The sequence below is a fragment of the Dietzia sp. SLG310A2-38A2 genome, assembly GCF_014145095.1.
Lineage (GTDB): Bacteria > Actinomycetota > Actinomycetes > Mycobacteriales > Mycobacteriaceae > Dietzia.
The window spans coordinates 24,030-37,590 of record NZ_JAALDX010000542.1 but is presented as its reverse complement, the minus strand read 5'-3'; the positions used below and the strand labels follow the sequence as shown (position 1 = coordinate 37,590).

The window sequence follows — 13,561 nt, the reverse complement described above, 5'->3', positions numbered from 1 at the left end:
GCATCGTCCACAACACCCTCTGGATCGACACCGGCACGCACAACATGCGCGAACACACCGCCGCGAACCACTAGCCAGACGCCCACGGGAGGCCAGTGGCCCCGACCGACGCGGTCACTGGCCCCCAACGGCAATACTGCTGGCCCCCAGAGGCAATATCCGGTGGCCCCCAAGCCTCCAAATACTCACGCCAGGCGCTGCAGGATCCAGCGGGTGCACCGCCGGGTGGTCTTGGCCCGCGGCTCGGCCAACGCGGGCATGCGTTGTTGGAAGATCCTCGTCTCGCACTCGAGGTTGTCGCAGGTGAATCGCGGTACCCGTACGTGCAGTCGGGTGGGGTGGCCGACGATCGGCAGATCGGTCACCTTGCGCTCGACGTGGTCTCGGAGGCGGCCCGCGACCCCGCAGTCGGCGCAGACTGGGTCGATCGCGACTGGGGAGCAGAACAGGTGCGTGAACTCCCCGGCGACAGCGGCGTCGGTGATGGTCACCCCGAGTTCGACGGTGCGGCAGATGGTGTCGGCAAGCAGGCTGGCGGTAGCGTTCAAAGTGGGTCCTGGGGTGTTCGATGCGCGGTGTGAGAACCTGCATCTTCACACGCCCCAGGACCCCTTCATCTGTGCCTCACCACGTCACCGGCGAACCCCGCTATGCACTTCGGATCCGGAAGAGCCGGTGAAGGATGATCGCCCCGACCGTCGCGCATTTGTTCGCAGGCAGGCACGGATCGAGCGACTCCTTGAGCAGTCGGGACTAGCTACGGGATTCGGACTGCGACGGATGCCTGATTCGGTCGTCACCCCGCTGCAGAAAGCTGGCATCAACTCGAGTGTCCTCAAGCAGGTCTACAACTACATGTCCGAGGAGGGTCTCAGAGCCGCTGTGCTCACGCAGATTCTTAAGACACTGCCGGAGTCCGGGGAGATAGTTCTGATCGGACACAGTCTCGGAAGCATCATCGCTATCGATTTGATCGATCATCTTCCCGAAAAGCTTCATGTCTCGCGTTTCATCACAATCGGTAGCCCAGGGTCAGCCCAGATCCTGCATGAGAAGCACGAGCGCCTCCTCAAGCGGTTCCCTTATGCACGAGTTGATGACTGGACGAACTTCTTTGTCCCGATGGATCCGGTGACAGCCGGACGCGGGCTCGCGTCGGTGTTCCCCGGTGCCCAGGATTTCCGGATCCAGATCCCGTTCGCAAAGAACAACCCGTTCGCTCATGGCGCGGAGCAGTACTTGGCGCACCCTGCGGTCGGAATGCTCGTCGCTGATGCACTCCGGCCTCCAGAAGATGTGCCTTCTACTGGCACCGAGATCGCGATCCGTATTGATGACACCGAGAGCGATGCCCTGTTCACTATCTCGTACGGGTTGCGCGTCGCCTCAAAAATCGGAAAGAAGGACACAGCAGCTCGGTACGAAGACACCCTCCGGGTTCTCAGCGACGAGTTCGTCGATGGCGTCCGTCAGCGTCTTCCTCAGGGCTCGAGCCTCCCCGTGGAGGTCGAGGCGCTTGCTCAGTGGCAGCTCCCCGAGTTCCCCCAGCGACTCGAACTGGACGACGCGGTGCGCCGGGTCGTCATGGTGTCATTCACGAACATCATCCAACCCTTCGAGATCGAGATTGGAGACGCCCAGACCGAAGCAATCCCTGAGTTTTTTGTCGACCTCGGTTACACCTCGGGGGATGGTCGTCGCGTTCGTGACGCCATCACAGACGTCCGGAAGGTGCTGGCGCGAAGTGGAGGATTCCCTGCAGGCCGGCTGGCACTGGCCGCAGCTGGCCTCGCGCTTATCGCCGCTGGGCCGATAGGGATCGCCACTATGGGTACAGCAGCTGGCGCGGCGGCGATAACAAGCGGGCTCGCCGCATTCGGGCCGGGCGGGATGGCCGGTGGTTTGGCACTCCTCAGTGGGCTCGCCTCCACCGGCGCCATGGTGACCACCGCGGCAGCGACTCTTAAGGGAGGCGACGACGGAGTGGTCAGCGACCCGGCTAGTCTCGCTATCCGCGTCGCGTCATCACACGCCCTCAAGCTGGTCGGCGAGCAACCTGACCCCCACCTGTGGTCATCGCTCACGTTCGCCGAGGGAACTGTCGCGAGTCATATCAACAAGCTCACCGAGTTTAGCGACCCCAAGTCCGAGCAGCTCATGCAACTCGTACAGACCCGGGACACCATCAATCGCCTCATGGAGTTCGCCAACGACAACGGTTTGGGCATGAAAGCAGTCAATTAGTCCTACTCGATGTCCAGAGGACACCTCGTCTTTTGGGTGAGCCTGTCAACTGGGCTTTCCGCTCTCCCAGCTGGCCCGCGGCCAGCGGTCGATTCTGGACGTGGACCCCGTAGTCGTCCCTCCCACGTTCTTCGCGGTGGCCGCGGGCCAACTCGTGGAGGCAGGCGCCCTCGCGCTGACACGACAACTACACGCAGCCGGTGGGACCGTGGAGACGCACTGCTGGCACACGGCGTTCAAGCCTTCCCTTGTTCCCGGATAACCGCCCAGTCCCGCGAGCTCATGGTCAACCCTCTGCGACGATCTCTGTCCGGTAACGCGGGCTCGGCGGCGGACGGAGGTCGATGGTCGGCAGCTGTTCGACGGAAAGGCCGCGTCTTTTTAGCAACTGCACCATGTCCTCCTGCCGAGGCTGCCCGAGGGTGAGGCGGTACAGGGTCAACGCCGCGGTGAGCCGCGCATACTTGGCGATGTCTCTGCTCAGCGGGAACTCGGCGATCACTCTGTGAATCCGACTCGGTCCCGGATACACCCACCACGGGGAGAACTCACCCAACGAGTTCTCCTGCTCCTCGGCGGCATCAAAAGCCTCGGTCCAGGGCGCGCTGCTCGTCGAGGCCAAGACGTCCCTCCAATGCCTGTCGGCGACGTTCTTGCGGACGGCGTGACCCGCGAACCGGTTGACCCTGCCCTCTCGTTGCTCGAAGTCGACTGGATTAGAGGGAAGATTCCAGTGGATCACCGAGTGGCACCACCAGTGAAAATCTATCCCCTCCTGCCCTACGCTGGTTGATGCGAGGACGAATGGCGCAAAAGGGCTGTTGAACGCGTGTCGGACCTCGCTCTGACGAACAGAATGACCTGCCTCGGATTGGCCAACACCCCCGTACTGCACCGCGAATCGTGAACTGAGCTGGATCTGTTCACGTTCGAGGGTCGTCTCGTGAGCACGGTAGGTGGCTCGACGGATACCGATGGCCTCAACTACGCGACCGGCGAGCAGGAGCAGCTTCTCGTCGTCAAGCTCGCCGCCTCCGGCTTCACTTTGGAGCTGGAAGAGGTACTCGTCCAAGGTTGCCCGGAGGTTCCCGTCCGCGCAGTAGGCCAGGACGTTCTGCCAAAGGACTCCGCGATCCGGGTAGAGCGTGTCGAGCAGGGCCAGCGCAGCCGGACGGTTGAACAGGCCTCGTAGACCGTCCGCCAGGAGGAGTGCCGCCGTCCACCGCCCGACTGCGGTCGTGGAGGACTCTCCCGCAATGGCATTGATGGCGCCGAGAGCGGTGTTGCCGGGAGAGAACGCGGCCAGCCGTGGGAGATCAGAGTGCCCCGGGCGGACGGCTCCGGGTCCTCTCGCCGAGCTGGCCATCTCCTGCGCCAGGGCCACATGCGCAGCCAGGCCCTTGTCTCCCCGTCCGGTGACTTCGCCGTCCGCGTCGTGCTGCTGGAGCCCTGAGACGACCTGGTCCGCAGTCTGGCCGAAAAGTTCCTCAGGGATTGCCCCCCCGTAGGAGAAAAAGGCGTCGGAGGCGTGCTCGGCGTCGCCTTCGGTTCCCAGCCCGGCCGCCACGTCCTCGACCAGCTTCTCTGCGTCTATCCGTTGAGCTGCATTCCTTGCTGCGGCCAGGTTGTCCCCGATCCGTGCGAGCTCGGGGTGGGGCCAGAACAGCGCCAAAGTAGACATTGACGCTGCGCGGTCACCGTCTAACCGGTACTGGAGACGGCGGGAGGCGACGGACTTTCGTCCCTCCTGGGAGTTCTCGTCCCAGAAGGTTCGGTCTGCGGCGACCAACCTGTCGGCTTCATAACTAAGCAGTCCTGCGATCGCCTTGGGGACTCCGGACCATGCCGAGAACACGACCTGCTTGGTGACTTCTTGTCCGAAGTCTGAAAAGACCGGCCCGGGCATTAAGTACGGCATTGAGGGCGGCAGCCAGAGCAGCTTCCACCATCCCCGGCCCACGGTGCGATCCGCAAGCGCGCGCAGGTGGCCGTTGCCCAGGTCCAGCGGGGCGAACTGTCGGAGCGCGTCGGAGTCCAGTGAGCGGGTCGCAACGAGAGCTTGTCGGACGATCTCGGCCGGGCCGGGGCGCCCTTCTTCCAGCGCTTCTCGCGCGGAACGGATCCGCGTCTCCTGGAGGTAGCCATCCATAAAGTTGGCGAAGTACGGGATTGATTTCCAGTGCTCCAGACTTACCGGGGCGTCTACGGCCTCACCGAATTGATGCAATGTCACCCAGTCTCTGATGTCGCCCGGGGTGGGGTGCTGCGAACCCAGCGGCACGACGGTGACTAGGTCCTCGTTCTGGCCGAGTGGTGGCCGCTCCGACCGCGTCATGTAAGGGATGAGCGCCTCGCGGACGGTCTGTGCCGCAAGCGCGGCAGAGTCCCCACCCGATGTGATCGCGCGGCGGTAGGTACTTAGAGCATCTGCGACCATTTGCTCGCCGCCCTTTGTGAGAAATCGGATGGTAGCCAGAAAATCCTGGTGATGATCCTCTCCGTCCTCGTTGGCGTGGGTGAACGGCTTGTACGGGGTCGCGGACAGCATCAGAACCTTGGTCTGATCCTGTCCGAGCAGAGCATCGGCGAGTTCACCCGCCGGCCCGCTGTCCGGGTCGAGCAGGTCGCGAAACCTCTGGAACTCGTCCAGGATGAGCAGGTCCGGTTCTAGCCTGGAGGCGCCGGCCCTCGCCAGCACTCGCCTGAGTTCGCTTATCGATCGCTGAGTGCGATCCCAAAGTGAAACGCGGTTGCGCGGGTTGTTGACGTACTCCGTGCGTAGCTCGAGGTATCGGTCGAGTGCGCCAGTGGTTCGGGCCAACGTCTCGAACTCCGCGGCTATCACCTCGTCGAGCGGTTTCTCACCCGCAGTGGCTATGTATCCGGCGAAGGTGGAACTTTCGCGGACCTTTCCCTGCAGAACGTCCCGACCGGCGCGACGGGCCTTCCCCTGTGGCTCGGTCATCCTCTCAAGGAGCCGAACGATCAAGGCTCGTTCCTCCACCTGTCCCTGCCGCTGCCCCTCCTGGAACGATGTCCCGGGCGTTAGCGAAAGCAGGTTAATCCCGTCATCCTCGGAATTGGTGAGGGTGACCGTGTGATACGCGAGAAGCGACAACCTGGTGGTGAGTTCCTTCTCGACCCGGCCGGTGATGTTGAGTCGTCGCAAGTTCTGCTTGGCCAGATCTATGTTGCTGCAGACATAGACGATGTTGATCGGGCCGCGGCGCACACCGCGGAGGTGGTCCACTGTGGCCGCGACGACGCCACGGGCGATGATCGACTTGCCGAGGCCAGTTTCGTCCGCGATGAGGAACCGCCCGGTCGCCTCATCGGACTGCTCGCCGAAAAAGCGCGTGGCCACATGGCAGACCGCATCGCGTTGGAACGGCTTGAGCCCGTCGAGTACCCGATCTAGGTCGATTTCAGTCACGAATCGCCTCCCTGTGCCAATTCGTGTGCAGCCCACACCGCATCCCACAGGGTCTCGAACCCGTCCGGAATGAGACTGCCGTCGTGGTTGTGTCTTGAAAGGTAGTCGATAAAATTCTTTGCCTCCGCTAGGCCTCCGTGCCCCACGGCGACTGCCCGGAGTAGGGCTTCGAACAGTCCGATCCCTGCCCCGGGATCGGCGTCTGTTAAGCCGAGCAGTCCAGTGTGGTCGAACCGCCAGGTGGCGTCCGAGCCGAAGCGTGTCAGTTCAAGCATGAGAGTCAGCAATCGGACGAAGGACTCCTGGTCCTTCACCTGGTCGGCGAGGATCGCCTGTCGGCGTTCCGCGGGGTCCCCTTCGAGGCGCGCCAGCGCGAGGGCCCGGCGGCGGGTGCCGTCAGAATGCGTGGCGCTGAGTTCGATAAACGGTGTGACGTCGACAAGGCCGACGTTCGTGACTTCCGCTCCTCCGTCTTGCGTGAGTTCATACAGCTGTCTGTCGTCCTTCTGGCGCAGGAGCCGCCAGCCGAGCGTCACATCGTCAGGAACATCCTCTAGGACATTCTCCAGTCGACTGGATGTAGTGACCCAAAGGTCAAAGGGGCCGGATCCGATGACCGTGACCGTGAGTCTTAGTCCGGCCAACTCCCTCAGGACGCGGTCCAGCTTGCGACGGGTTTGCTCGTTCTCCTCCTCCGGCTCTCCCCCCGTGGCCGAGTACTGCTGGGTGATGTCGGTCAGCGATTTGAGGATCGCGTCCACGCCCACCTTGGCTTTGCTCCCCTGGAACTCCACCATTACCTCGACGTTGTTCGACCACCCCGCCTCGGTGGCGTTGGATGAGCCCACGAACAGCCAACTGGTGCGGTGATAGTCGATCACCACGAGCTTGGCGTGTAGTCCGGTCAAACGCTCGACGCTGGTCTCGTGGCGGTCCTCCTCTATCGCCATCTCGTCGAGGATCCGCGTATCGAGAGCGTTGTCGATGCTGGTTGGTTCGAGCCTATCCAGCGATTCGGCGCGCGACAGCAACACAGTCTCTTGTGTGATCTCCCGACGGAGCTCCGCCAGTCCCCAGTCGGAGACAAAAGGCGAAATTACCAGTGCGCGGGTCCCTTTGAGGTCAGGGGTCGCGGGTTTCGGGAGGCCGAAGGCGTGGAAGCCGACGAGGTCCAGCCCCGCCGGGTCCTCCCATTCGATACCGGCCCACCGGACTGCAAGACCGTCTATCCGACCGGACCTCTGATTACCGAGTTCCCGTACGGCGCGCCCGGGCAGGGACTTCAGAAACGTGACCAGTGGCGCGTTGAGTTCCCCCGCCGCGGCGAGGTCCTCGCCCTCGGTTACGAACCCATCGAGTCGTACGAGCAGGTCCCAGCTCCGGTCGGCGGTGAGATTGCGGCTCGCGCAGAGAAAGCGGTAAGCGCGTTCCTCGCCGGAGCCGTACTCGAGAAACCAGACCTTTGGATGAAATAGTGTCCCAGGCGGCACGGTGACGGGATGAATCATTGGTTCGAGGAACGCCAACAGCTTCGAGCGGGTCCCTTCTGTCAGTGCGCCGGCCTGGGCAAAAATATCGACTCGATCCGTGGCACGCCGGACTGCTTCAAAGATCCCGAGTTCTCCGTCGTCGGCGCTGATTCGGCGAGATGCGAACGACAGCGGTATGCCCAAGGCTGTCTCGAGCTCGAGTGTGAAAGTCGTCCCGACCGCGTGCAGGAGTTCAAACCCGGGAGGAGGAGCGAGCTGTTCGGTCAACGCCATCCGGGACTGCGGTTCAAGCATCGGCTCCCACGTCCTCGGAGTTGAGGCCGTCGTGCAGGTCGCCGAGCAGCCGCTGGACGTTTCTCCAGCGGAATGTCAGCCGTGACGCGCCTGCCGCACCTCCCCAGCTAGCGAGGTGCATGTCAGAGTTGAGGCGGCCATTCTTGCGCTTCATCCGTTGCTCCCGTTCCACGATGAGCGAGCGTGCGGAGTCGAGGTCACCAACGGACTCCGGCGAGTGTTGGCGGAGCTGTTCGGTCCAACGTTCGACAAATTGGACGGTCAAGAATGGGACCGGCCGAGACCGCTGCGCTTCAGCGAGACCGATCATGTCGTGTAAATCCCACCGATCGAGATCTACCTCGTTGGGCAGATTCTCAGCCCAAATTCCCATTTCGCCCCGGTAGTGTTCCGACAGTCCTTCTTGCCCTGAATGACCCGCGTCCCGGTACTGCTCGGCCAGCATTAGGTTGTAGAGCAGTTGCGCACCATGAATCACCGCCGAGAACGCCCTTGCATGTCCGACCGAGGTTTCGAGCTCACTGGAGATCGCGGTAACCGCGGGATCGTCCCACGCGAACTCGCTCCCTGCCGTCGGCGAATGGTGGATATAGTGCTCAAGCAAAGTGCCGGGCGCTGCAGTCAGCATGCGTTCCCTCAACCATTCGGCTTCTTCCCGGGTCAGTGTGAAGCCACTGGGCACCGATCCGGGGAAACCCTCCGGGGCACCCGGGATACTTCCGTGCCACGGAGCCGGCGTCTCAGCGGAATCATCTGCCGAGCGCCCACGGCCCGCCTCGTTGTCTCCTAGGACACACTCCCGCGTCGCAACCGGATCCATACGGATGCCGTACCGCCCAAGCGCAGCCCAGTAGATCTCGGAAGGCATGTTCTTCAGATCGGTGCCTGCCTGAGCGCCGAAACGCCCCCCATTGTCCACCGCAGATTTCAAGGCCGTGATTAACGTCCGTTCGGAACGATCGGCAGCGCCCATGGGATTGCGCTGTCCGGTTGCCTCCATGAAGCTCCACGGAACGAAGAGCAGGTAACGGGCACGCGTATGAAGTGTCGAGGTTCCGGGGAACAACATGTCGCTCATTGCGTCACGGATCGTTCCAATCCCGAGCTCATCCCTTGCTTCACGTTCGCTGAAGAGCTTGATGATGTCGCGCATTCGGCGCTGTTCTTCGCTCGACGCGTCGAGCCACGCGATCTGTGAGGGCACGTGTTCTACTGTGACATCCTGGTCTGACACAGGGGATGAACCCCGCCATGACGACCGGATCCTGTCTGATTGCTGGCGACAAGCGGCTGCAGGCGTTCGACGGGTGCAAGCTACGTGAACCCAGGAAGCTGCCGAGTCCACTGCGGCGGCCGAGGGCGTATTTCGGAGCGCCGAAGCTTGATCGACGCTAGAACAGGCGAACGGCGAGAACGTCGCGGACAATCTTCCATGGCCTCCGAGTCGATGCCCAGGATGTGGACGCGCACCCCGCTTGTCTTAATAGTCAGAATCTGAGGGGTGGCCAGCTCGGCGTGAAGTAGCACGACTTCCGTTACGTCGAAAACAGAGACATAGTGCTCGGATAATAGACATTCGCCCAGGTGGGCGCCGCAATCCAGTACTCGGTATCGTTGGCGGGTTTCCTGACCGGTCGAAACCACGATGCCGGGTCGAATTCGGAATGTGGTAGAACCTTCGGAACATTGGCACGGGAGGGAGACGTGGCTGGGGCAATTCGACGGAGCCGGTCTGCGCCCGACGTGGTCACCCCAAGATCCGAAGGCCGGCGCTCCCCCGATTGCCGGCGTTGCGCCTCACCAATATGAGAGCCTTGTCACGGTGACGGCGTACAGCTTTGGAAATCGGTGGGTTGGCATTACCGGCCTGAGGACCCCTCCCCCTCCCGAACCGCTTCACGTGATGGCAAAGCGGCTTCGGCAGGCCTCCCTCGCCAGACGCATCGCCGTTACCGCCCATCAATCCGTCAGCGTCGACCTGTATGTCCACGCGCTGGCCAAGGTGCGCTCGCGCGCTGTGGCCGCCGGCCAATCAAGTCACGTGGACGAGTGCCTAGCTGTCGAGCGGCGAGTTCGATCCGGCCAGCATCCCCAGCCCACTCCGTGGGTGAGTAGGAGGATGTCCGATCACTTTGCCCCGCGATTCAGGCCTGTGCCGGTCCAAGCACAGTCCAAGCCTGCGCCAATCCAACTAACCAGCCAACGAGCTCCGAAGGATCAGTCTGACCGTCGCAAGGAGAATCGCAACCTCAAGACCGAATGGGCGACTGCGTTTCCGGCGCTACCGTCGGGGATCGAGCTTCCCGATTTGTCGCCGGGGCTCCTTAAGCTTCTAGAACGCAGCAACATTCCCATGACTACGGACACGTTGAACTGGATTAAGCTCGCGTGCCTCCACCCGAGCTACCTCTACGAGAACTCTCCGGACCCGGCGATCACAGGCTCGACATTGGCCGCTCTTGAGGCGATCGGCCGCCCATGGATTCGGCTTTCGGCCTTGGAACGCATGCGAGACATTCGCGGCGAGTACGCCTCCAGCGCGGACTGCTCTCGAGCCATGACCACCCTCACCCCAGTCATCGCGGGCATTGGGCGGTGGCTACAGGAGCAAGGATCGATCCACCTCGGCAAGGGCGAGCTACTGGCAGCACGCACTGGAAGGAAGACTAAAGCGCCGTCCGTCGTCGCCAGCCAAGTCGCCGGAGCGTGCGCGCTGGTCACCGCGTCACAGACTTCGATCGACGAGCTTCTCAAGGTTGTCCCGCAAGAAATTATTTCGCCTCGGTTCAACGTTCAGTCCATCGATTGGATAACGCTGCTCCAGAACAATGGAGGACGAGACGCCGACGTGGAGTACGAGAAGGTCGGGCCGGATCACGAAGCCCAGTTTTCAGCACGCATGAGCCTGAGAGGCATGACAGTTGGGGCGGAAGCCGCGAGCAAGAAGGTGGCGCGCCGTGAAGCAAGCCGCAAGCTCCTCAAAAAGGTGGCGCCCGCCGTCTACTTTGAGGCTGAGCGACCTTTGACCTCGGACACCAACTCGAAGCCATCGGTTCGCCCCTTGCCGTACAAGAATTCGACGGCCGAGCACCGGCGAGCAGTCAGCCGTCTATGTGAACGCTTTGAGGCCTCCGATCGTGGCCTCATGGCTCAGGCCCTCACCCACAAGTCGTGGGTCCATGAGAACCAGGGTGCCACCGCCGCCGTTGCACAAAGAGAGAATGGCGTACTCGCAACCGAAGGTGCCGAGGTGCTCAATTTGCTGGCGTTCCATAGTTGCGCCCTTCAACTTTTGGGCGAGTCCCTATCCCCTAAGGACGATGCGCTCGCCGGGATAAGCGCAAATGCACTATCGACGGCCGAGTTCTTCGACTCCCTGTCCGTCGAGGAAGGGGTCTTGAAGTCTCGAGGGATGCAGCTCTTCGAATCTCAGAAGTCCGACTTCGCCCAGGCGTTCCTCGCGGTTTCGTGGCGTACCAACGGCGACCAGCTGGCCAGAAGGCAGCCTGTCGAGTTGCTAAAGTGGCTCACATCCCTGTCACCCCAGCTCGACAGTGTCACATTGGCCCACCAACTCTTCAAGCTCCACGGCATCGAATTCTGGCTTGAGCGCACGGTGAGCGGCCCGGTGCACGCGCCTGAGGTCCGGGCCGACTTTGTCATGACCGAGCCTGTGGCGTTGACGATCCACGGAGAAGTTGAGCGCAACTTCACCGGCGCAAAGCACCGGACCGCAGAGCGCGTGCTCGCCCTGGCTGTCGGCGACGAGCTTCATTCGCCGGAAGACCACAAGCTGTCGAGCGCCATCCGGAGCGCATTCGTCCTGGCGGATATCAACCGCGCCCAGCGAAACGAGCTGAGCTATCAGCGCGCAGTCCGCGAAGAAACTCTCGCGCTCGGCTACATCCTCGGCGGGGATGTCTGCGCCTACGTGGCGTGGGCGACTGAGGTGTCCGATCTTCTGAAGTCTGCATCCTTACGCGAGTCCAGCAGCGGTAAGACGCTGAACGTCCTGTCCAGCTTCTACACGCAGATGGTCGACGACTGGCGTCACCGCACGCTGTCGTCGCTGGTGAACAGGCTTCTTCCGAGGCGGAGTGAGGATCCAGAACTCGGCCACCAGTTTGCACGGGACTGGTTGGAAGGAACCAAACCTGCTCGTCTCTCGCTGCTGTGGGAGTTGCTGGTCGATTCTGCCGGCGAGGAGCCCGTGAGCGGACTGACGAATTTCCTGGCGGATCAGGTGGAGGTACTCACGTCTGAATCCGGCGCAGAATCCAACTCATTGGAGGAGGAGACGGACTACGGGAAGACGCTCTCGTTCCAGGTAAAGGGTTTCGATCTGCCGAACATGATGGAGCCGGTCTCCGAGATCGTTCAAGCGATGTACCCGGGATTGCTCTGGAGCTCGGAATCAGATATCTACTCTGTTTCCGTTCCGATCTGGCCGGACAGGGCAGAAGCAATCATCGGCGCGGTAGCTGAGGCCACTTTTCCGAAGCACTCGGCCCCGTGGTTGTCGCGTCTCACGGACGCGTTGACCGATGTCCTGGAGCTGACTGAAACCGCCCTGGCAAGCGAGAACGTCAAGGACGTTGCTGCGATAAGTGTGGCGACGAACGCGGTTCTTCCCATCCCGACTAGCTAGGCCAGCGGTCCGGGTTCGACATCTTCGACACCGCCAACCAATGCCTAATTTTTCACCAAGCGAGACGCTTCGACGTGTGCAGCAAGGGCTGCCTTAAATTCCGGCTGCACCCTGAGGCTGCTCGCCTGGAGACGGGTGTAAAAGCCGTGAGCTGCGCCATATGACAACGGCTGTAGCCCGTATGCTCCAAGCAGAGCCGATAAAGACTGGGGCGCGCGCCTTGCGAGGGGGCGTTCGCTTAGTTCCCACGACTCCCGCTTCCCTCCGATCGACGCAGCTGCTGATGGCCAACGTTGTCCCTCTACGAGGCTTCTACGACTGACATCTACCGGGTCCTTCGGCGCGACTAAGCCTGCGCCGATCCACTCCGCCACGGGCACCGATACTGCATTGCCGACCATCTTCCAACGCAGACCCTCCTTCGACTCCACCTTCGTCCAGCCGGATCGAAAGCCCTGAAGTCTCTCCCCCGCGTTGATGCTGGGCCGCGCAATCGCCTGGCCGAGTTCGCCTTCAACGCGCCACACGGCGGGAGGTGAGGCGATACCAACTTTTGAACCGCCCTTGAGCGTCGGCGTCACACCTAGACCCCAACCAACGCCACGATTTCCTTCGGTCCAATAGAAACCATAAGCGGTGTGGGAAGACCTGATTTTAGGAGTACCAGCCTCATCTCCAAAAAGGACGCCACGCGGGTCCTCTGTACGAGACGCCACGAGAAACACTCGACGACGACGTTGGCGGAGTCCGAAGTGTTGGGAGTCAACTGTTCGATACGCCCAGTTCCAGCCTCGCTGTTCGAACCATTCAGCGATGAATGACATGGCCGCTCCCCTGCCGAGGCTCAGCATGTTTGGCACATTCTCAAGAACGACCCAGCGTGGCGGCGCCTTCTCGATGAGTCGGAAGGCCTCCCGCACGAGTCCAGACTCGCTACCTGCGATCCCAGCGGTGCGGCCGACTTGGCTGAGGTCTGTGCACGGGAAGCCTGCGGTGACAACCTCAACCAAAGGAAGTGACTCTAGGTCACGTATGTCACCGACGATCTCGGCATCGAAGCGCCTTCTTAGCACGCGGGTTGCGGGGTCCCAGTACTCGCATAACAGCTCGGTATCGATGCCAGCGCGCTGGAGACCGACTTCGAAGCCACCGATCCCGGCGAAGAGTCCCACTGAGCGCATATGCACATCCTTGAGCATGCGTAAATTGGTACTGCGTGCGGGGCCGTCAGTATGAACCGCCCCAGGTTTCCCGCCGCCTCCTTTTCGAGTCGAGGAGGATGGTTGTATGCCGAAGAAGATCGATCCCGCGGTCAAGGAGCGGGCGCTGCGGATGGTGTCCGAGCATCGGGGTGAGTTCGCGTCGCTGACGGCCTGCTGTGACCAGGTGGGCCGCCGGTTGGGGCTGGGCAAGGAGACGGTGCGGCGGTGGGCTGTGCAGGCCGATATCGAT

Annotated in this window: 7 protein-coding genes and 1 pseudogene; 3 read left to right on the top strand and 5 right to left on the bottom strand. The window is 62.2% G+C overall.

Annotated elements, in window-relative coordinates; all coding sequences use genetic code 11:
- Nucleotides 1-74, top strand: a pseudogene (locus tag G6027_RS19160) (ATP-binding protein); the annotation flags it as partial.
- Nucleotides 75-185: 111 nt separating this feature from the next.
- Here the strand turns inward: G6027_RS19160 and G6027_RS17375 are convergent.
- Nucleotides 186-548 (bottom strand): transposase family protein, encoded by a 363-nt coding sequence (locus G6027_RS17375; protein WP_241727241.1) that lies wholly within the window; start codon nt 546-548, stop codon nt 186-188.
- A 232-nt stretch (nt 549-780) separates the two neighbouring features.
- Between G6027_RS17375 and G6027_RS17370 the strand changes: the two genes are divergently transcribed.
- A complete protein-coding gene (locus G6027_RS17370; RefSeq protein WP_182638225.1) occupies nt 781-2,244 on the top strand; it encodes an alpha/beta hydrolase in 1,464 nt (487 codons plus the stop codon).
- A 286-nt stretch (nt 2,245-2,530) separates the two neighbouring features.
- On the opposite strand, the gene G6027_RS19550 is transcribed toward G6027_RS17370, so the two are convergent.
- Genes G6027_RS19550 through G6027_RS17355 form a run of 3 tightly spaced genes read right to left on the bottom strand, consistent with a single transcriptional unit; the run spans nt 2,531 to nt 8,665 of the window.
- The gene (locus G6027_RS19550; RefSeq protein WP_182638224.1) at nt 2,531-5,677 is read right to left on the bottom strand and encodes a helicase-related protein; all 3,147 of its coding nucleotides are present in this window, start codon (nt 5,675-5,677) and stop codon (nt 2,531-2,533) included.
- Nucleotides 5,674-7,461: a phospholipase D family protein gene (locus tag G6027_RS17360; RefSeq protein WP_182638223.1), complete on the bottom strand. Its 1,788-nt coding sequence runs from the start codon at nt 7,459-7,461 to the stop codon at nt 5,674-5,676. Before G6027_RS17360 ends, G6027_RS19550 begins: the two co-directional genes overlap by 4 nt.
- Complete coding sequence (locus G6027_RS17355) at nt 7,454-8,665, bottom strand: DUF6361 family protein (protein WP_182638222.1); 1,212 nt, start codon at nt 8,663-8,665, stop codon at nt 7,454-7,456. Before G6027_RS17355 ends, G6027_RS17360 begins: the two co-directional genes overlap by 8 nt.
- A gap of 915 nt (nt 8,666-9,580) precedes the next feature.
- Between G6027_RS17355 and G6027_RS17350 the strand changes: the two genes are divergently transcribed.
- Complete coding sequence (locus G6027_RS17350) at nt 9,581-12,109, top strand: double-stranded RNA binding motif domain-containing protein (RefSeq protein ID WP_182638221.1); 2,529 nt, start codon at nt 9,581-9,583, stop codon at nt 12,107-12,109.
- Nucleotides 12,110-12,153: 44 nt separating this feature from the next.
- Here the strand turns inward: G6027_RS17350 and dcm are convergent, their stop codons facing one another.
- Nucleotides 12,154-13,308: a DNA (cytosine-5-)-methyltransferase gene (gene dcm, locus G6027_RS17345; protein ID WP_241727240.1), complete on the bottom strand. Its 1,155-nt coding sequence runs from the start codon at nt 13,306-13,308 to the stop codon at nt 12,154-12,156.
- Between the last annotated feature and the right edge of the window lie 253 nt (nt 13,309-13,561).

Bases quoted from the DNA above. Each gene is read 5' to 3' on its own strand.
- G6027_RS17370 (WP_182638225.1), top strand. From the start codon at position 781: ATGCCTGATTCGGTCGTCACCCCGCTGCAGAAAGCTGGCATCAACTCG.
- G6027_RS17360 (WP_182638223.1), bottom strand. From the start codon at position 7,461: ATGCTTGAACCGCAGTCCCGGATGGCGTTGACCGAACAGCTCGCTCCT.
- G6027_RS17350 (WP_182638221.1), top strand. From the start codon at position 9,581: ATGTCCGATCACTTTGCCCCGCGATTCAGGCCTGTGCCGGTCCAAGCA.
- dcm (WP_241727240.1), bottom strand. From the start codon at position 13,308: ATGCTCAAGGATGTGCATATGCGCTCAGTGGGACTCTTCGCCGGGATC.